This is a genomic window from Vibrio sp. KUL70, assembly GCF_059725515.1.
Genome location: NZ_AP045834.1, coordinates 2,147,231 through 2,165,216, shown reverse-complemented (window position 1 = coordinate 2,165,216; position 17,986 = coordinate 2,147,231). Strand labels below are relative to the sequence as shown.

The following is a 17,986-nucleotide window of genomic DNA, read 5'->3' as shown; positions in this document are numbered from 1 at the left end:
CGGAATTATTCATGAGCTATCTAGCGTTAGCGCGAAAATGGCGACCAACGAAGTTCAAAGAAGTCGTTGGTCAAGCCCATGTTTTAACAGCTTTAGAGAATGCACTTAGCCAAAACAGGTTGCACCATGCGTACCTGTTCAGCGGTACTCGAGGTGTCGGTAAAACGACCATTGGCCGCTTGTTTGCAAAAGGCCTAAACTGTGAAACAGGCATTACTTCTACACCTTGCGGTGAGTGTGCAACCTGTAAAGAGATCGACGAAGGTCGTTTTGTTGATCTCCTAGAAATCGATGCGGCGTCTCGAACCAAGGTTGAAGACACTCGTGAGCTATTGGACAACGTTCAATACAAGCCAGCTCGTGGTCGCTTTAAGGTTTACCTTATCGATGAAGTTCACATGCTTTCTAGGCACAGTTTCAATGCTCTTCTAAAAACGTTAGAAGAGCCGCCTGAGTATGTGAAATTCTTATTGGCAACAACGGATCCTCAGAAACTGCCTGTGACCATTTTGTCTCGCTGTCTGCAGTTCCATTTGAAGCCTATTAGTGTTGATAACATCCACGAGCAGCTCGACCATATTCTTGCAGAAGAGAAGGTGACGTCTGAGTCTCGCGCTCTGGGAATGATAGCGCACGCTGCTGACGGCAGTATGCGTGATGCGTTGAGCTTAACCGATCAAGCGATTGCATTGGGCAACGGTAATGTAGCCACTGACATTGTCTCCCATATGCTGGGTACGCTAGATACTGACCAAGCTATTCACTTGCTTGAGGCTATCAGTAGCAAGCAGCCACAAACTGCGATGGCGTGCATCCAAGCACTAGCGGAGAACGGTGTCGAGTGGGATGGCTTGCTGAATCAGTTGGCGACTCAACTGCATCGACTCGCTATGTATCAGGCTCTCCCAGCTTCGTTAGATCAAGCTCAGCCAGACGCTGAGAAAATAGAGCTTCTTGCACAAGCACTCAGCCCGCAAGACGTACAACTCTATTATCAGATTGTGCTTAAAGGGCGTGAAGACCTGCCTCTTTCGCCAACGGCTCGCGTTGGTATTGAGATGGTTGTGCTGAGAATGTTGGCATTCCGTCCTGCTGCAAAGCTGTCGTCAAGCGCTATATCCACCGCACCTGCGGAGTCTAAAGTGACAAGGCCCCCAACAGCCGCACCTGCACAAGGGACGCAACCTGTTAACTCGGTGCAGCCTATGAATCAGGCTCAGCCAGCGCCAAACTCTGTGCCGCCCCAGCAAGGTTACGCGCAACCGAACGCGCCACAATATTCAGAGCCTCAAGGGTATCCTGACTCTGGTTATATGGGCGGCCCACAGGATATACCTCCGGCGTATGATGATCATGGGCCGTATGGCGCGCCTGCTGCGCCAGCGAACCAAAAGCCTGTGGCACCTGCTCCAAGCCAACCAGCGGCACAAAATCAGTCTGTACCGGCTTCTGAGCGCCCTGCATCACCTGTGAGTGGATTACGTCACCAGTTACGTTCTCAGCGTAGAGGTGCAACGCCAGACGCAAGAGGCAGTGCTCCAAAAAAGGCTAAAGCGACACCAGCTAAAACTTCAGTGCTCGACCGAGTTGCTCAGCAACACGGTGGTTCTGAGCGGGTGTCGCCAACTTCTCTCTCTGCAGCATCGACACAAAATGTAACCGATGATAATGAACCTTATCGTTGGAAACCGTCTAAACCTGCAGTGAAAGAGGTCTCGAAAGAGTTAACACCTACTCAGATAAGACGCGCTTTAGAGCACGTTAAAACGCCGGAAATGACTGAAAAGCTATTGCATGAGTCGATCGCTCAAGATGAATGGTCGGCAACCATACAGAAGCTTGAAACGGCGAAACTTGTCGAGCAGTTGGCACTGAACTCCGTGTTCAGTAAAAACGGCACTTCAATCAGTCTGATGCTACGACCAACACAAGCACACTTGAATACTGATAAAGCGCAGAGTGAATTATTGCAAGCTCTGAACAGCGTATTCGGTGAAGAGTGCCATTTAAGTGTCGAGATCGGCGAATCAGGCGAAACGCCACTAGAATTACGTGAGAGGCTGTATCAAGGTAAGCTTAAAGATGCGTTCACTAGCCTTGAGAACGATCCCAATGTTCAGTTCATTGAAAAGCGCTTTGCCGCTGAACTGGACAGAGACAGTGTTCGTCCAATTTAGTCATCACGAGTGTGAAAATTGGCGATATGTCCTTTGTCACATTAACAGTATCATAGGGTTGAATCAGAACGGTTCAGCCCCCATTAAGTCAGTTATTGCTTAATGTATTTTATAACCAATTAGACCAGAGAGATTATCATGTTTGGTAAAGGTGGTATGGGCAACCTAATGAAGCAAGCCCAGCAAATGCAAGATCGCATGCAAAAGCTTCAAGAAGAAATCGCAAATATGGAAGTAACCGGTGAATCTGGTGCTGGCCTAGTAAAAGTAACGATCACTGGTAGCCACAGTGTACGTCGCGTTGATATCGATGAAAGCCTAATGGAAGACGATAAAGAGATGCTTGAAGATCTCATCGCTGCGGCATTCAACGATGCAGCTCGTCGTGTTGAAGAGACTCAAAAAGAGAAAATGGCTGGCGTAACTGGTGGTATGCAACTTCCACCAGGTATGAAGATGCCTTTCTAATTCGTTTTTCTCAGTGATGTGCTAAGTGCATCGTGAATTAAAAACTGAAATGGTTGAATAATGCGTACCAGTCATATGCTGGAGCATTTGATGGAGGCCTTACGTTGTCTACCTGGGGTTGGCCCCAAGTCGGCGCAGCGTATGGCCTTTCATTTGTTACAGCGCGATAGAAAAGGCGGCCTGCAATTGGCTGAGGCGCTTGGTCAAGCGATGACAGAAATTGGCCACTGTAGTGAGTGTCGTACTTTTACAGAAGAAGATGTTTGTCATATTTGTACCAACCCTAAGCGTCAAGAAAATGGTCAAATATGTGTGGTTGAAAGCCCTGCAGACATCGCAGCAATCGAGGCGACAGGTCAGTACTCTGGTCGTTACTTCGTGTTGATGGGGCACTTATCGCCGCTTGATGGTATTGGCCCTAGCGATATCGGTCTCGATGTTTTGGACTACCGTCTGCGCCGTGGCGATATTGCAGAAGTGATTCTTGCGACTAACCCAACAGTAGAAGGTGAGGCAACCGCCCACTATATCGCTGAGTTGTGTAGCGCTCATCAAGTGAACGCTAGTCGAATTGCTCACGGTGTTCCCGTCGGTGGTGAGTTAGAGTTGGTGGATGGCACCACACTGTCTCACTCACTATTAGGTCGACACAAAATCTAATCTCAGCCGCTTGCTCTCTTATCTAGAAAGTCAGCGGCTTTTTTGTTCATGAGCTAACAATTTTATTGAGACAGAGGCTATGTGATGGCTTCGAGTTCGGTGATATTGTCGAGCGCTTCTTGATTTGTTTTGCCACAAATGATTGGGCACGCCTTAAATTGGTGACACACTTTTGGGCGTTCAGGTTGCCCGAATAGTTTGCAGAGATTCTGTTCATTGAGCTGAATACAACGAACGCCAGCAGGCTTGCCATTTGGCATACCAGGAATAGCAGATGTAATACTGGGTGCAATACAGCAGGCACCACAACCTAGACGACATTCCATCAATTTATACTCAGTCAAAACAGGGGGCGCGATAGTAGCAAAAATTATCGCTTGTGACAGCTTTTGTCTGTGATTAACCCCTGAACACTTTTTATCCTTGAACTTTTTGTGGGCTAGCGGTATAACACGCACCCCAGTAAAAGAGTAAGAAGTCCTATTATGACCAGTCCATTTTGGCAAGAAAAATCACTAGAACAGATGACCGAACAAGAGTGGGAATCGCTTTGTGATGGCTGCGGCAAATGTTGCCTGCACAAACTAATGGATGAAGATAGCGACGAAGTGTACTACACCAACGTGGCGTGTAGTTGGTTAAACAGTAAGACGTGTTCTTGTAAAGATTACCCAAATCGCTTTAGCTCGGGTGAAGAGTGTTTGAAGTTAACTCGTGACAAGATTGATGAGTTTCACTGGCTTCCTGACACATGTGCTTATCGCCTACTGTCAGAAGAGAAGCCACTGCCAGAATGGCACCCACTGATCACTTGCTCTAAATCTGCAATGCACGCTGCGGGTGAAAGTGTACGTAATAAAGTAGTGTATGAGATTGATGTTGTTGATTGGGAAGACCACATTTTAAATCACCCCAATAGAAACTAGGCCGTACAAGGCGTGGTGGGGCTTTATCAAAAGCTTATCCATCAATAATCATCAATATTTATCTATATTCTGAAAATTTGTGGACACAATGTGGACATTAAAGTGTCCACATGGGGTGGTCATTCTGCCTTTTTAGTGTCCACAGAAACCGCTTGTTTGATATTCACTAACGGGTTCTTTGTGACCACATCTTCTAGGTGATCTGGGGCGAGGTGTGCGTATCGCATGGTCTGCTTAATATCGCTATGACCAAGGATTCGTTGAAGGGCGATGATGTTGCCACCGTTCATCATGTAGTAAGACGCGAAAGTATGGCGCAGAACGTGGGCCGCTTGCTGCTTTAGTCGTGGGACATTTCTCACAATGAATCGGTAAACGGTCGAATAGCCAATGCTAAACAATGGGCCAGAACCTTCCTTGTAAATCTCTTCGTAAAGTTCGGGGCTGATCGGTACCGAGCGATTCTTTTTACCTTTCGTTTGAGTGAACGTGACTTTGTATTTTGTGATTTGAGCGCCCGTTAGTCGGGATGCTTCACGAAAGCGACCACCTGTAGCCAAACAAAGTTTAATAATCTTATGCATGTCATCATGGAATTCGTGTGCTTCTGCCTTTGTGATAAGGTTCTGCATTTCCTCAATGGTGAGAAATTCCATTTCAGGTTCATGAAGTTTGAATTGACGGACAGCTTTTAAAGGGTTTTCGCCTTTCCATTCTCCCATGCGCTGCAGCTCTACAATCACAGCATTCAGCAGATCTTGTTCGTTGTTGCAAGTACGAAAAGACACTTCAACCTTTCGGCCATTCAAATCAGCCACTTCACCTGCAAGGCGGCGAGTGCGGTATTCAGTAAACATCGTTGCCGTGAGCTTATGATAAAGCGGGTCGCCCAACGCCAAGCCCATAACCTTCAACTTATTGTAAGTGTATTTGGAATGGGCAAGTGATTGGCCGTGGCGTTCTTGCCATAAGTCGATCATATCCAACAGGCTACGGGTTTGGCTTTTCTCACCTAACCATGGTTTGTCGTCAGTTTCTTTTAAGACAAACTTCTCATACGCAAGTGCTTCACCTTTAGTCGCAAAGCGTTTTCTTACACGTTTACCATTACGGCCATTTGGACGGACATCGCATATCCATGGTTTTTTGTTGCCGTCTTCTGTTTTACGTACAGTCATAGATAGGAGTGATTATTTAGAAAGTCTTTGGCAAGTACTCGAGACTCAGTCGAGTACTTGCCATCACTTAGGCAACAGCTTCTTGCTGCTGTTGTTTCTCAATAGCTAAGCTTTCACGATATTCGGCAGCTTCAGCTTTTAACGTCCAGTGAACATCAGATACGCCTTGTTGATCTACGGCTTGTTTGACCTCTGCAATTGTGGTTTTGAAGAACTCTTTACGAGGGTTAACTTTGTTTACTGACTGTAAGTCAAAGCGACGGTGTAGTTCTTTCTCTAGAGCAGGGGCATCATCACTATAGATCATGGCGTGTACATCAAAAGAAAATGGAACAGATGCATCACCTAATTCTTTAACTCGATCCATTGGTTCTAGTCGTCGGGTCATTCCAATCTTGAAGACTTCCTCACCGAAGCTGCCAACATTACTAATTACATAAACATGTCCACGCCTGGTCTGTTGAGCCATAGAAAGTGCACGTTGCCCTTTTTCTTCTGCTTCATGTAATTTGTTTTCCAGTTCCGCCAATTGAGCTTCATATTGTTCTTTTTGCTCTTCTGTTGCTTGAGCTAATTCTGAGCGAGCTTTCTCAAGTGCTTTCTGAATGAGTCGCTCTTCTTTTTCCGCTTCTTTTCGAGCTTTCTCCATTTCACGGATAGCACGCTCCTCTTCACGGATTTGTGCCCTTATTTCAGCTTGCTCTTCTCGTTCAATTCTTCGTAATTCGAATGCAGCAACGGCCCATTTCAACTCTGTTAGACGAGCATCCAAAAATTCTTGATTGATGCGAGCATTTCGAAAAGGTGAACCGTTATGGTTTACTAAGGCGAATGCGTCAACTATTTCTTGTTTAATCTTTCCATAGTTATCATGCTTAACTTTTGAGAGGGCACTGTCTACTTTTCCATTAAAAGCGTCTACAGCAAAGTGAATTGCGTATGTTTTCCGATTGGCCTCTGCATAATCACATGAGCCAGCATAGCCATCTTTAACCATCTCTCGAACGCGTTTTCTAGCTGCTTTTAGTTCTTCTCCGGCTTCTTTATGGCCAAATTCATCAGCTAGGTCATCAAGTACTGAATGGTTAGGAATAATATAGTCATCTTTATAACCATCAATGGTATTCCGCATTGCTCGGATAGCCTTTTCATATGAGTCAGCTTTAGCTTTTGCTTCATATGCATCTCCTGCAATTTCTTTAGCTTTAGCTTCAGCAAAGCTTATAACTTTGGTTGCTTCGTCACGAGCCTCGCATTTGATTGTTTCAGCTTTTTCTTTTGAATCTTTTACGCGTTGTGTTGCTTCTGTTCGTAACGTTTTAGCTTCTAAGCGAATAACTTCCGCCTCTGCTTCTGCATCGGACACTAGCTTTAAAGACAGATCACGTTTAGCAGTAGCATCTTCTTCTACTTCATCAAGTAATATAGCTGCGTGTTTTTCAATGTCGATAATTGGACTATATTTCTTAGTTAAACTATCTATCTCAGATTCAAGCTTTGCTAGTTTTATAAGGTTGAGTTCATTTTGATGGTTAGCGTCAGTTAGTTTTAATTCGAGCGCTTTTCGTCTTCTTTTTCCTATCACCAGAGTGATGATTAGTAAAAGCAAGGGTAAAAAGAATATTGTAAGAGCGAAGATAGTACTTGCTTCCATAGACATACCTCATTCAGTCCATTTAATTGTATAAGAGTTTAAACATCCTCTGGTACTTCACCAGTTTCAATGAGCGTTTCCAGCTGCTCTTTGTTTAGAATCATCGCACCTTGTGATAGGGCTTTTTCGAGTTTTTTGGGGCCTGCATTGTAGCCATAGCATAAGATATCGAGGTGTTTTGTAACCTCACCTCGAACGCTCATGCCATTTTTTTGGGCTAAGGTAGTGAGCTGATTTTTATCTGCCTTTTTGAATCCAGTAAAGCAGATATCCATGGTTTCAGGGCTAGAGTACCTACTTGATCCAAGAGAACGTTGAGTATTGAACTCAAAGCCCTCTTGCTTAAGTTTGATTTTGGCAAACTCGAAGTAGGCTTCAGCTTCTTCATAGGTATCATGAAATGCGAGTACATGGTCATAGCGTAATGTGCGCGGTGAGCCCTTGTTTGCACACCATCCTTGGATGTGGACAGGCTCGTCCTTTTCATCAACCATTAAAGTCGGCTTTTCAATAGTTTGAGTAGATAGTCGCTGTCTCTGCGATAGGTAAGTACAGATAACTTGGTCATCATTTTCCATGTTGTCTCCTAGCCTTTATTGAAAGCTAGATGTTAACCGAAAAATACAAGCTTAGATAAGCATTGATGAAACATGATGCGTATTTGTGATCTGAGGCAACTAGAGCCCGGTCTACTCTTTAATCATGCTCATTGTTACACGGCCAAGTACATTGATGTCTTCTTCTGCGGCTTCAATAGTCGAGTTCCCAAAGCTTATTGCGAGCTTCTTACCAGGTAATCTTTGTACTTGGTTTATAGAGTGAGCCCCATCTATCTCTATCAAGTAACGTCCAGAAGTGGCGTTTGTTTCTTCCTTGTTGATAAAACAGCGTTGGTTGTCCAACTCTATAATCAGAGTTGTACTTGCTTTTAGTCCATACCCATCAAGTGTTAAAGCATCAATAGCTATCTGACCCGATTCAACGAGTTCACCATTTAGTATTGAATGAACAAGAACTGAATCTGTGGGTGTGCGATCTTCTCCCTTGTCGTACGGTTCACCCTCTCCAAGAGCCATAAAGCGAACTGAAGCACCAGTGGCTAAATGTTCTCTGACGATTAATTCAAAACCTGTTCTGTTATGAGTATGCCAAGTTGAAAATGTTGAATTTGGCACACCGTAGCGATCGCTCATCAACTCAAAAGTCTTACAGCCAGTAACCTTTTTGAGCTTTTCTGTGAAATCTCGCCCACCAAGGTAGTTAAATGGGGGTATTTTTGCCTTTAACCTGCTCATAAGAGAAATTTTCCTATTCAAATAGGTAATTGAATTGCGCTAGATCACGTTAATGGGTTTATTTTCTCTAATAAGAAGATAAATTTTGCAAACGAGAAAAAATGATCGTACGCTTTTCACATACACAAAGATGGCTAACCAATCTCACTCAATCGCCATCAAACAAACACAAACAAGTAGGATAACACTTATGGCAACTATTCAAATAGCGGTAGACGCACCTTTTTGTACTAAAAAAGAGTTTATCCGTCGTACTGGTTGGTCTTCATCTTCCTTAGATCGCGCTATCACTGCAGGTGAAATCCCAGTTCTAGAGAAGAAAGGCAGAAGCGGCAGCGTTCTTATCAACCTGGTCAAGCTTTACCAACGTGCAGCGGAGCAACAAGTATGAGCTCTGCTATCCCACCTAAAACCAAACTCACCCAGCAAAATGCAATGAGTGAGTCTTGGGAAGAAAACTACCCAGACAAATGTCCGCTTTGGCTGAATATCATCGGCTGGTCATTCGTTTTCGTTCCTTTCTTCTTTAAATGAGTATTGGTTATGGACGCAAATAACTCAATGTGTGTATTACGCGAGCTCAAACAACAAACTTTTGATGCAGCTTGTTGTGATTTTGTCGTCAATCACGATGTTGAAGCGATTGCCCGAAAGTTAGAGCTAAATGGCACGATGCTTCGCAACAAGCTGAACCCAAATCAACCGCACGTTCTTAAGCCGGTTGAGTTGGCGTTAATCAGCCGCGTTTCTGGCGACTACTCAATCGTAAACACGTTATTTGCCAATGATGGTGTTGTAACCATTCCACTTCCAAAAGACGAAGACGAACTCAACTTGCTTGAAAGGGTTCTTCAGCTAAACGCCCACTCTGGTGAGCTTTCTAGCGATGCGTTAGCCATGTGCACCGCAGAGCGTTTACCGCGATCTACTAAACGCAAAACCTTAGCCAAGGCGCAAGCCGCTTTGGGCAATCTGGTTTTGCTTATCAATGACCTTGAACACCGCACCACAGGCCTGCAGCCACTAATGCAATTTGGCACAGATTTTCTGGCTAATGGTGCACCTATTCCAGGCTTAGCCTAAACAGCTTGAGCCCGATTAAGAGGATATGAACACCATGAGTCAGTTAGCCAGACAACAAGAAATGCAGCCTTCTTCACTTAAAGAAAGAGCGCCAAGCGCAGCAGAAAGCATTGCCGCCTGTAAGTCGCTTTTCGATAAAAGTGCAAAGCGTAGAAAGCTACGCGATATGTATAACGAAATGAGTGATCGTAGCCGTGGCTTAATTCTGATTGCAGGTGGTATGCCACCAAAAGATTACAGCCGCGAGTTTGATTCATTCGATGACCTTGAGTTGCAAAAAGTCCGTTCTGGCATGCAACTACTCAAAGAAATGGTGATGAAGTTCGACCGCAAAGTGGGTGATGTTCGCCGCCTAAAGCATTCCGATATCAGCAAAGTAATTTAACAGCCTAGCCAGCCCTTTGCCCCTGCTGTATTCCACAAGGAATGGGGGCTTTTTTTTCGTCTTAGCGTAGGAGCATAGAAGATGAACGAAAACAAATCTGAACTTGAGCAAGCAAAAGAACTTCACCAAGAAGCCATGGAGTTCTTAACCAAAGCTCGACAACTTCACGACAGCACATTGAGTCATCAACGTAAATTAGCATTTGCGTTGAGCTCTGTTCTGCCAAAGAACGTCGGCCTTATTGAGCATGATGAATTACCGCCAGAAGTATTAGCTAACAAGAGTCGCCAACTAGTAGATGTAATTGCCAGTCGTGATCTTATGGATGTGATTAATACCATCATGAATATGGCAATCACCAACAAAGACTTAATTCATACCTCTGTCGACTACGCAGCTTCTGTAGATTGTGTTTGTGTTCGCGCAAGCTCATTGAAGCAAGAAGGCGGCTTAACAGTTAATGAAAATATTTTCTTGCAGAGCGATAACGCTCTAGCAGAGCTGTTGGCAATTGAAGACAAACTCATAGACCTAATTGCTGATGCGCATGAAGCCTCTGAATCTATCGCGGAGGTGGAAGCATGAGCAACATCTACGCACAACTATTCAACCAGTCGTTTGAACAGATTGCCGCACGCTTTGAAAAAAGCAGCACAGCGCAGCAAGAAGAAATCGTGATTCAGCTTGATGCTATCGCTAAAAAGCTAACTCCTGTTCAAACCCACCGCCCACTAGAAGACGTTTTAGCCGACATCAAAGAAGCAATGCAGGGTGATCGTGCAAGCGTGTTCTTCGCTCATACCTATGTGAGCTGGTATCGCTCTTATCAAAACGAGAATGCTAAACCACAGCTACACCATTGGTCGCAGCTAGATATGAAAAACCGCAGCTTGTTTATTGAAATGCTTGCTCTGCGTGATCTTGGCCGCTTCGACGATGAGGCGCTTTATCAATTTGAACAGTACTGCTTGTCAGTGATTGAGGGGTAAGGCATGAGCACTATCACCGTATTTCGTAAAGATTTAGAGCACGGCCTTCGTGGTGAAGGCTTTACCACTCGCAAAATTGAGCAGTTCATTCGTGTGTTCAAAGGCGTTGATTCAAGCCAGGGCGCAATGCTTCAGCTTGATTCTACTCGCGCTATGTTGGTGAACGTGAACGGCACTGAGCAAGGGTTATGTCTTGAAGATTTTATTACTGCTTGGTGGGTTTTCTGGGTTGTTGTATTCAACCAATCAACTGATAGCGCAATGCATCATCAAGCCTTAGGTGCAATTCGCGCACTTTTCTTTGTTTCTGCTTGCACCAAAAGCACTAGCCAAAACGCAACCATGCAAATGTGGTGGAGAGACTGTGAGCCGCTACATGGTCATCCAACAGTGGAGGCGATGTGATGCTGCATGAATTTGTAAGCCACGGAGAAAAACTGAAAGTCACAAACGCAGGATGGGTGAATTCAGCCAGAGCAGTTTATGTCACCTTTACGGGCAACGATGGTTGGGGTGTTTCAATTACGATTCCAGAGTCAAAGCTCAGTGAGTTTTTAAATGATCCAATTGCCCAGTACGCATTCATTTGGAAGGCCAAAAGGTACCTAGGAATGGAGGAACCATCATGCAATACGCCGCAGTAATGCTTTGTCCTGATGGCGGAATCGTCCGCCATCAAGATACCCAAGAAGTTGCCAATGTTTTGGTTGGCGACTTTGAATCAATGGAAGTGGCCATTGAACAAGCTTGCCAAGACCTAAGTTGCACTCACCTACACAAAGGGGTGATCAGCAAGGGAAAAGGGAAAGGCGGTTTTATGTTGGTTACAACTCAAGAATTGGAGGAAGTATGAGCATACAGGCCGCATTGAAAGAAGCAGGTTCACGTCCTGCAAAGGACATAGCTCAAGACTATGGAATTTCTAGCGATTACCTCCGTTCTGCTGCGTCTCGACGTGGTATTTCTCTCGCTTACAGTTTGGTAAATGTAGTAAAGAAATCTTGGACAAACAAAGAAGAGCAATTTCTGAAACTTAATGCGCAATGCATGACTGCCAAAGAAATTGGAAAGCATCTAAATCGAACAGAAGTTGGCATCAAGAGTAAAGCCAAGCAGCTTGGTGTGACGTTTCAAAAGTACGGTGATCAGCATCATTTAGCTAAACATTGTGCGGGTGACGTTGAACTGTGCCGTGCTTTAGAGGATGAGGGGTTAAAGCCGTATCAGATTGCCGAAAAGATGGATCTTGATTACAGCTATGTCCAATGCATTTTGAAATACCGCATTAGACGTAATGGGTGATCGGCTTTGAGCTCTTCAAAACCTGAATTCTCAACTAAACAAAAACGTGCAGCCTCCATCGCTTGTCAGCAATGGGGGCATTTGCACGTTTATCCGCAAAAACCTAAGGCGGTAGAAGTTTTGGCAGAACGCCCTGTGTTTGATCGTGAACCGGAAGGCATGAGTGTCATTGAACGCAAACTATTTGAAGCGAACCCAGAAGATTTCGAATGGGCACGAGAAAGACTTAAAGACCTACCGGATTACCTAACCAAGTACTTCGTGACTCGTTACATTTCCGTTTTCGAAAAGAAAAGCAGAAGAGAAGCGAACATCTTTTTGCGTGAGCGCATGGGGCCAGCTGCAGAGCGAGCGCTTATGGTTTTGCGCAAATACAAAAAACTACCGACAACCCAAAAGGTTGCTTTGCTCAGTGAAGATAATGAGAGCACTGACCAAAGCGACTTAGCTAACAACAGCCAAGCTTACTTTGACTTTGAGCATGCAGAGCGTAACCGAAAGCCAGTTAAAAACCGATTGCTAGCAGAGCTTGAGCAAACAGAATTACGCGACATGGCTTTTAATATCTCCAATATTGTTGACCGCTTTAGAATGATAGAAGCGAGCAAGTACCATGCGAAAACAGCTTTAGGTACTGAAATGGCGGCAGTGTTCACCTATGAGCAAGTAGCTAAGTTCGTGACAGATACTTTTGGTGTTAAGCCTCCTCGCAAGTACAAAGACCAATCCGAACTATCTGCCCTACAAGACATCTCAAGGCTGATCAGCGAGAAGTGGTGGTGTGACCGCTTAAAGAAGATTCGCAAAATCATGCGCGAGCATCTTGCCATCGCAATGGGACAAGTTTCTTCAAAAGCCTCTCCTTATGCCTCATGGGATTGCATTCGCGAGCACCGAGAGCAGCAGACCAAAAATTGGGAGTTCATTAAGCAGCATGAACTGTTTGATGAAGAAACCGAAGAAGTAACTGATCTGGCTCCAATGGTATTGAAAAGCGTGTCTAACCCTGCAATTCGACGTCATGAACTGATGACTCGTTGCCGTGGCTGTGAAGACATTGGAAACGAACTTGGTTTGCAAGGTTTGTTCTTAACGCTGACCACGCCAGCTAAATATCACAACTCATACAAGAAAGGCGGTTTCATTGGTCACTGGAACGGCGCAAGCCCACGTGATGCACAAACGTACTTAAACAATGTATGGCAACGAATCCGCGCCAAGTTGGGCCGCAAAGACATTCGTTGGTTTGGGGTTCGCGTAGCCGAACCACACCATGATGGCACACCACACTGGCACTTGCTTATCTGGGTTAAACCAGAGGATAAAGAGTTAGTTACAGAAATATTTGTCGATTACGCAACGAAAGAAGACAAGCATGAGCTATTTGATAAACAAGGCAAGTTTGATCACTCGGCTCGTTGTGATGTGGGTGACATTGACCCAGAGTTAGGCACCGCAACAGGCTACATCGCTAAATACATTTCCAAAAACATAGACGGTTTCGCTATGGACGATGAAGTGTCCGACGAAACTGGCAAGTCAGTTAAAGACATGGCGAAGAATGTGAGTGCTTGGAAAAGCCGTTGGAACATCCGCCAGTTCCAGTTCTTCGGTGGTGCACCGGTTACGACTTACCGTGAATTACGCCGCTTTGCTAACCAGAACAAAAAAGCCTTTATGGAATACCTCTTCATGCAAGAGCGTGTCGACCTACTCACTATTTACTCGATGTTGCAGCGTGATTTGGTTGGGCCTATCAAGCCGAGCAAGCTGATCACCAATGAAGAGTTAATGAAGGTGATCGGTGATAGCTACCAAGCACGCACCAAGTCAGAAGATGCGAGCATCACAGACACTTTAAAAGCTGCCGACCATGGTAACTGGCAAGGTTACATCATGGGGCAAGGTGGCCCATTCGTTAAGCGTGAAGATTTGCTGATCGTGAACTCTTATGAGGTTTTGCCGTTTGCTTCACCACATGGGGAAGACGTTCGCAAAATCGAAGGTTTCGCGACACCAGAAGAAACCATTAAAACACGCACCAAAGTTTGGACGATTCAGAAGAAATCAAAGGTTAACGATGATGTTGAAGCGGGGGCTCTTGCTCTTTCTGGAGCCTCTGGCTCCTCTCGGAGTTCTGTCAATAACTGTACGGAGCCCGAGAAAGTACAGGTCTGCGATCAGCTAACCAGGTTATTAGCTCCAAATGAAATATTGGCGAATAGCCCACCAAATATTGATGACTTTGCCTTAACTGCATTGCTAAAAGGCAGCTCACTAAAAGTAGATAACGAGACAAGTCTTAAAATCCGCCCTGCGGAGGTAGACGAACACGGCAATAAACGTCTAGCACAGCTTGTCGAAGTCAGCCGTGCACCGGCAGATGATCTGAAATGGATGGATTTTGAAGGGTGGGACCAACTATTTGCTCAACCTGAGCAAGTAAAAGATGAATACCAACAACCAGACCTTTCGTTCTTCCCTGAATTGGAAAGCGATTGGCCGTTAGCGTAGGAGAGAAGAAGTTATGAACACTAATCGTGAAAGCCTAGATATGGAGCTGGTAAATGTGCTCAGTTCGGCAATTGAAGAATATGTATCGGAAATGAGTGGAGAGGCGACCGACTTTGAAATCCAGTTGGCGCTTAAAAACGCGTTGTCAAAAAAGGAGAACGAAACGGCAATAAAGATGCAAGGTGCTGCCTACTATGCGGCGTTGAAGAACATTGGGCGATAATGGTATCAAATAATCAGCAGAAGGCTTGGCGCTACTGCTGAGGTGTCGATGAATTGTATGTAATGTGCGAAACATAGGTATCAGGGTATGGCATGCTATTAGCTTTGCGCTTTTTTTCTAGTTCTTTCTTCTTGAATTTAACGTAGGTGCTTAGATCGAAAAACGAAAATGTCTCGATGTGGTCGGTTGGAACTATAATTCGAAAGTGATCTTTTGTTAGCTCTTCGTGAATACCTTCCTCGATACCTTCTTCAATGTAGTGAGCTTGGTAGTTGTTTGTTATGTCGATAGATAAGTCGTCTTTGTCTCGATAACCGCTGAGCAGTGGAATAATAGAAATGTGCTCAATTTTACTGTTGATTAGCTCATCACCTAAGCAGATACCGATATAGGTTTTACGTGACTTTAACGTGATTGCGATTGGGAACTGTGTGTAAGAAGCCTCAACGATGAACTTTTCAAGGTGGTTCTCATTGACAATGTCCTTTATTTTTTGTGCTTTTCGTCTTGGGCATATTTTGTAAACAGCAAGAGTTAAAAGCCCTGTAATCAGAGCAAGAACGACAGTTAAAATAGCCCAAGAGCCTTGCTTTAACATATCTGCACTTATTGCCAGTTTGCTAAAATCTTGCAGTTTCCAACCGTACATTTGCATGAGTTTGGCCACACAATCGTAATAGTCGATTAAAAAGCAAATTACCATGCTAGAGACGGCGAAGAAAATTCCACGGGCGGCCACAAAAAAGTATGAGTGCCAGCCTTCAGTTCTGGTGAGCTTGTAGTGGGAAGATAGGTGTAAATAAGAAAAAAGGTAGCCCGAGATGAGGACTACCACGACTAAAGTTATTCCCATGTTATACGGCGTATTTTTCTAATTCATCAAGCTCTTTGAGTTTCTCAATGTGCTTTTGAATCTCTTTTTTAACGTCCTCGTTTTCGAGGTTTACCCGTACAACTCCATTGTGACTGATGGTCACCCGATCATGGTTTTCTAACATTAGTTTCAGCAAGCGATCAGGTTTCTCATCTTTTTTAAAGCTAAAAAGTCTAAGCATACGCGTATCCTTTGCTGTTATTAGTGGTGACGCAAACTATACATTACTCTAAAGTTTCAAACAATCGTCGCATTGTCAAATCTTAATCAATACGCATCAATGTTTATCAATATCTCTACATTACATAAATTATGATAGTTCACATCAGACCCAATGTAAGTACAGATTGTGGTAATTCGTGACTAGGATCTAGGTAGATTAATGGTGATACTTAGCCATCACTCGGCTGTGATGAATTTCACAACTTCGACTGTGGCATTATAGTTACCACACTTAACGCATTGAAAATATAGAGTTTATTTTCTTGCTGCTTTTTTGCGCAAAGAATATGGTTGACTCATAAATCTGATTTGGCAGTATAAATACACCCTCCTTCTCAAACCTCCCAACTTCAATTTTTATTAAGCACAGATCCATTTTTTGAGCCTGACTTTGTGGCACGGAAAAAACGCTGACCGTATCTGTCGTCAAATTGGATTCTATTTCAGTTTGATATTGTGACTTCGAAACCAACTGGTTCAACCCTGTAATTACGGGCGACTTTGGAAATTTTAAAGTCGTGGTAGCGTTTAATAGGGACCGCATTTTTGGCATTGAGATTAGCGTATTTATCTACAGGTAACGTTGTGTAGAAAAGAGCGGCCAAAAAACTAAATATCGGGATGCAGTGTGTATAAATCAGCTAAAGGGAAACTAGGAGAATAGTATGAATTTGACAAAACCAGAAACCACCTATCACTTTGTGATTGAGATGCGAGAAGAAAAGCTCGCTAAAGCCAAAACCTTAGAAGAAAAGCTTCAAGTGCTCAGTCATTTCTGTGCAATTCAAGACGCAATCTATGAGAGAGACTGGCAATCACTCAACACGGTGGCTTAGTGTTTTTACCAGTTCCGTGAGCGATTTTTTTACAGGTTCTGGGAGTCTTTCCAAGTAGGTTAACAGCTCAATACTATTGGTGGGGCGTAAAGCTAGGGTGCCTTGCGCCATCTCCAACAAGCTGATTTGGTAAAACTCACACAGCTTTTCTATTTGTTCTGCGTTGATCACGGCGCGATGTTGTTCTAGCCGTTGCACTGTTCGATAGGGAATCCCTGTCTGCCTTGAAACGTCTTTCTGTGTTGTGCCTCGTGCGATCCTTAATTGGGTAAAGTATTGATTAATTGAATAGGTATTGTTTTTTAGTATCGGCATTTCTATCCCTTAGTGCGCCAAATATGGCGTATTGGATGGATGAAAAGCCAGCCGTGGTTAGCAGTTAAATAAATGCTAAATAATTCAAATAATTAGAGTTGTTTTAACTTTAGACTGCGCAGTGAAATCTATTGCATTTTCTAAGTGTAGTTGACCACATAAAAAGTAATTAAATTTGTACAGGGAAAACCACTGTATTAATATACAGTAAATCGTCAGTTAGGAGGCTAAATGTCTGAACTACATAACAATGCGGAGGCGTTTGTTTTATGCGCTTTGGCTGAGGATACAAGCGGCAACAATGAAGATAACCAAGACATTGGCATGTTCTTAATTTCGTTGATTCTTGCCCATAAAAAAGGACAGCTAAAAGCTGTCCATGTTAATGGGTCTGAATGCGAGGTCGAATTGGTTAAAACAAAGCTAACTGCTGCTTTAAGTGGTCACGGTGATCAGGCTTTAGCACCTTGATTAAGCAGTTAGCCAGTTCACTGGTATCTTTCGATGACGGGCTTAGTGTGTGACTAAAATACAAAGACATAACAAACTGATGTTCACACGCTGGGTTCTTACACTCACAATACAAATCTGCACAGTCGTTCGATAGGCGGTTGGTTTTATTAATCACCGCCCGTTCGCCACAACCGCAATGAACTCGGGTTCCACGCATAAAAGCGCCCATACCTAAATGAATCTTGGAAGGCTTTAATGAGTGACGATACCCTATAGAACTGACAAAAGAATGACCGCAATTTGGGTCGGTACAGGAACATGACAAATCAGCGCAATTGTTTTCCGTGCTTTGGCTTCTATTTACAATCGCGCGTTCACCACATTTGCAATAAACTCGCATACATTGACCTAACTTATTTGACTGACAGAACA

26 protein-coding genes are annotated in these 17,986 nt (G+C 44.1%); 17 read left to right on the top strand and 9 right to left on the bottom strand.

Annotated features, from left to right (window positions below):
* Positions 1 to 11 precede the first annotated feature (11 nt).
* The 3 genes from dnaX to recR all read left to right on the top strand — a co-directional run bounded on the left by dnaX (position 12) and on the right by recR (position 3,305).
* Positions 12 to 2,177: a DNA polymerase III subunit gamma/tau gene (gene dnaX / locus AC6I7V_RS09470; protein ID WP_498010768.1), complete on the top strand. Its 2,166-nt coding sequence runs from the start codon at positions 12 to 14 to the stop codon at positions 2,175 to 2,177.
* A gap of 138 nt (positions 2,178 to 2,315) precedes the next feature.
* Positions 2,316 to 2,645, top strand: a complete 330-nt coding sequence (locus AC6I7V_RS09465) for a YbaB/EbfC family nucleoid-associated protein (protein ID WP_004748326.1) — start codon at positions 2,316 to 2,318, stop codon at positions 2,643 to 2,645.
* 60 nt (positions 2,646 to 2,705) lie between these two features.
* A complete protein-coding gene (gene recR / locus AC6I7V_RS09460; RefSeq protein WP_255230252.1) occupies positions 2,706 to 3,305 on the top strand; it encodes a recombination mediator RecR in 600 nt (199 codons plus the stop codon).
* Positions 3,306 to 3,382: 77 nt separating this feature from the next.
* On the opposite strand, the gene AC6I7V_RS09455 is transcribed toward recR, so the two are convergent.
* Positions 3,383 to 3,631 carry a YkgJ family cysteine cluster protein gene (locus AC6I7V_RS09455; protein ID WP_032551915.1) on the bottom strand — a complete coding sequence of 83 codons (249 nt, stop codon included), beginning with the start codon at positions 3,629 to 3,631 and terminating at the stop codon, positions 3,383 to 3,385.
* A 159-nt stretch (positions 3,632 to 3,790) separates the two neighbouring features.
* On the opposite strand from AC6I7V_RS09455, the gene AC6I7V_RS09450 reads away from it, so the two are divergent.
* A complete protein-coding gene (locus AC6I7V_RS09450; RefSeq protein WP_498010767.1) occupies positions 3,791 to 4,231 on the top strand; it encodes a YcgN family cysteine cluster protein in 441 nt (146 codons plus the stop codon).
* Between the two features lie 119 nt (positions 4,232 to 4,350).
* On the opposite strand, the gene AC6I7V_RS09445 is transcribed toward AC6I7V_RS09450, so the two are convergent.
* The 4 genes from AC6I7V_RS09445 to AC6I7V_RS09430 all read right to left on the bottom strand — a co-directional run bounded on the left by AC6I7V_RS09445 (position 4,351) and on the right by AC6I7V_RS09430 (position 8,358).
* The gene (locus AC6I7V_RS09445) at positions 4,351 to 5,409 is read right to left on the bottom strand and encodes a phage integrase (RefSeq protein ID WP_498010766.1); all 1,059 of its coding nucleotides are present in this window, start codon (positions 5,407 to 5,409) and stop codon (positions 4,351 to 4,353) included.
* Between the two features lie 67 nt (positions 5,410 to 5,476).
* The gene (locus AC6I7V_RS09440; RefSeq protein WP_498010765.1) at positions 5,477 to 7,063 is read right to left on the bottom strand and encodes an SNIPE associated domain-containing protein; all 1,587 of its coding nucleotides are present in this window, start codon (positions 7,061 to 7,063) and stop codon (positions 5,477 to 5,479) included.
* Between the two features lie 38 nt (positions 7,064 to 7,101).
* Entirely contained in the window at positions 7,102 to 7,641 is a 540-nt protein-coding gene (locus tag AC6I7V_RS09435; protein WP_498010764.1) for a BRCT domain-containing protein, read from the bottom strand.
* A 111-nt stretch (positions 7,642 to 7,752) separates the two neighbouring features.
* Positions 7,753 to 8,358 (bottom strand): phage repressor protein CI, encoded by a 606-nt coding sequence (locus AC6I7V_RS09430; protein ID WP_498010763.1) that lies wholly within the window; start codon positions 8,356 to 8,358, stop codon positions 7,753 to 7,755.
* A gap of 190 nt (positions 8,359 to 8,548) precedes the next feature.
* On the opposite strand from AC6I7V_RS09430, the gene AC6I7V_RS09425 reads away from it, so the two are divergent.
* From AC6I7V_RS09425 to AC6I7V_RS09375, 11 genes are all read left to right on the top strand, one after another.
* Complete coding sequence (locus tag AC6I7V_RS09425; RefSeq protein ID WP_032552218.1) at positions 8,549 to 8,749, top strand: hypothetical protein; 201 nt, start codon at positions 8,549 to 8,551, stop codon at positions 8,747 to 8,749.
* Positions 8,746 to 8,892: a hypothetical protein gene (locus AC6I7V_RS09420; protein WP_498010762.1), complete on the top strand. Its 147-nt coding sequence runs from the start codon at positions 8,746 to 8,748 to the stop codon at positions 8,890 to 8,892. Before AC6I7V_RS09425 ends, AC6I7V_RS09420 begins: the two co-directional genes overlap by 4 nt.
* A gap of 9 nt (positions 8,893 to 8,901) precedes the next feature.
* A complete protein-coding gene (locus AC6I7V_RS09415) occupies positions 8,902 to 9,441 on the top strand; it encodes a phage regulatory CII family protein (RefSeq protein ID WP_072859696.1) in 540 nt (179 codons plus the stop codon).
* 34 nt (positions 9,442 to 9,475) lie between these two features.
* Complete coding sequence (locus AC6I7V_RS09410) at positions 9,476 to 9,826, top strand: hypothetical protein (RefSeq protein WP_498010761.1); 351 nt, start codon at positions 9,476 to 9,478, stop codon at positions 9,824 to 9,826.
* An 81-nt stretch (positions 9,827 to 9,907) separates the two neighbouring features.
* Positions 9,908 to 10,411, top strand: a complete 504-nt coding sequence (locus AC6I7V_RS09405; RefSeq protein ID WP_498010760.1) for a hypothetical protein — start codon at positions 9,908 to 9,910, stop codon at positions 10,409 to 10,411.
* The gene (locus tag AC6I7V_RS09400; protein WP_498010759.1) at positions 10,408 to 10,815 is read left to right on the top strand and encodes a hypothetical protein; all 408 of its coding nucleotides are present in this window, start codon (positions 10,408 to 10,410) and stop codon (positions 10,813 to 10,815) included. Before AC6I7V_RS09405 ends, AC6I7V_RS09400 begins: the two co-directional genes overlap by 4 nt.
* A gap of 3 nt (positions 10,816 to 10,818) precedes the next feature.
* Positions 10,819 to 11,220: a hypothetical protein gene (locus AC6I7V_RS09395; RefSeq protein ID WP_498010758.1), complete on the top strand. Its 402-nt coding sequence runs from the start codon at positions 10,819 to 10,821 to the stop codon at positions 11,218 to 11,220.
* 220 nt (positions 11,221 to 11,440) lie between these two features.
* The gene (locus AC6I7V_RS09390; protein ID WP_239841384.1) at positions 11,441 to 11,668 is read left to right on the top strand and encodes a hypothetical protein; all 228 of its coding nucleotides are present in this window, start codon (positions 11,441 to 11,443) and stop codon (positions 11,666 to 11,668) included.
* Entirely contained in the window at positions 11,665 to 12,117 is a 453-nt protein-coding gene (locus AC6I7V_RS09385) for a hypothetical protein (RefSeq protein WP_498010757.1), read from the top strand. Before AC6I7V_RS09390 ends, AC6I7V_RS09385 begins: the two co-directional genes overlap by 4 nt.
* Positions 12,118 to 12,123: 6 nt before the next feature.
* The gene (locus AC6I7V_RS09380; RefSeq protein ID WP_498010756.1) at positions 12,124 to 14,631 is read left to right on the top strand and encodes a replication endonuclease; all 2,508 of its coding nucleotides are present in this window, start codon (positions 12,124 to 12,126) and stop codon (positions 14,629 to 14,631) included.
* Between the two features lie 13 nt (positions 14,632 to 14,644).
* Positions 14,645 to 14,854: a hypothetical protein gene (locus tag AC6I7V_RS09375; RefSeq protein ID WP_060641579.1), complete on the top strand. Its 210-nt coding sequence runs from the start codon at positions 14,645 to 14,647 to the stop codon at positions 14,852 to 14,854.
* A gap of 31 nt (positions 14,855 to 14,885) precedes the next feature.
* Here AC6I7V_RS09375 and AC6I7V_RS09370 read toward each other — a convergent pair whose 3' ends face one another.
* Both AC6I7V_RS09370 and AC6I7V_RS09365 read right to left on the bottom strand, forming a co-directional pair.
* On the bottom strand, positions 14,886 to 15,509 hold the full coding sequence (locus AC6I7V_RS09370) for a hypothetical protein (protein ID WP_498010755.1): 624 nt from the start codon (positions 15,507 to 15,509) through the stop codon (positions 14,886 to 14,888).
* 199 nt (positions 15,510 to 15,708) lie between these two features.
* A complete protein-coding gene (locus tag AC6I7V_RS09365) occupies positions 15,709 to 15,909 on the bottom strand; it encodes a hypothetical protein (RefSeq protein ID WP_498010754.1) in 201 nt (66 codons plus the stop codon).
* Positions 15,910 to 16,615: 706 nt separating this feature from the next.
* Here AC6I7V_RS09365 and AC6I7V_RS09360 point away from each other — a divergent pair.
* Entirely contained in the window at positions 16,616 to 16,786 is a 171-nt protein-coding gene (locus AC6I7V_RS09360; protein ID WP_152917526.1) for a hypothetical protein, read from the top strand.
* On the opposite strand, the gene AC6I7V_RS09355 is transcribed toward AC6I7V_RS09360, so the two are convergent.
* Positions 16,766 to 17,101 carry a helix-turn-helix domain-containing protein gene (locus AC6I7V_RS09355; protein WP_498010753.1) on the bottom strand — a complete coding sequence of 112 codons (336 nt, stop codon included), beginning with the start codon at positions 17,099 to 17,101 and terminating at the stop codon, positions 16,766 to 16,768. The two genes, AC6I7V_RS09360 and AC6I7V_RS09355, sit on opposite strands and share 21 nt — an antisense overlap.
* 231 nt (positions 17,102 to 17,332) lie before the next feature.
* Here AC6I7V_RS09355 and AC6I7V_RS09350 point away from each other — a divergent pair, with 231 nt between their 5' ends.
* Positions 17,333 to 17,572 (top strand): hypothetical protein, encoded by a 240-nt coding sequence (locus tag AC6I7V_RS09350; RefSeq protein ID WP_255230270.1) that lies wholly within the window; start codon positions 17,333 to 17,335, stop codon positions 17,570 to 17,572.
* Here AC6I7V_RS09350 and AC6I7V_RS09345 read toward each other — a convergent pair.
* Complete coding sequence (locus AC6I7V_RS09345) at positions 17,514 to 17,771, bottom strand: ogr/Delta-like zinc finger family protein (RefSeq protein ID WP_228026880.1); 258 nt, start codon at positions 17,769 to 17,771, stop codon at positions 17,514 to 17,516. The genes AC6I7V_RS09350 and AC6I7V_RS09345 overlap by 59 nt on opposite strands.
* Between the last annotated feature and the right edge of the window lie 215 nt (positions 17,772 to 17,986).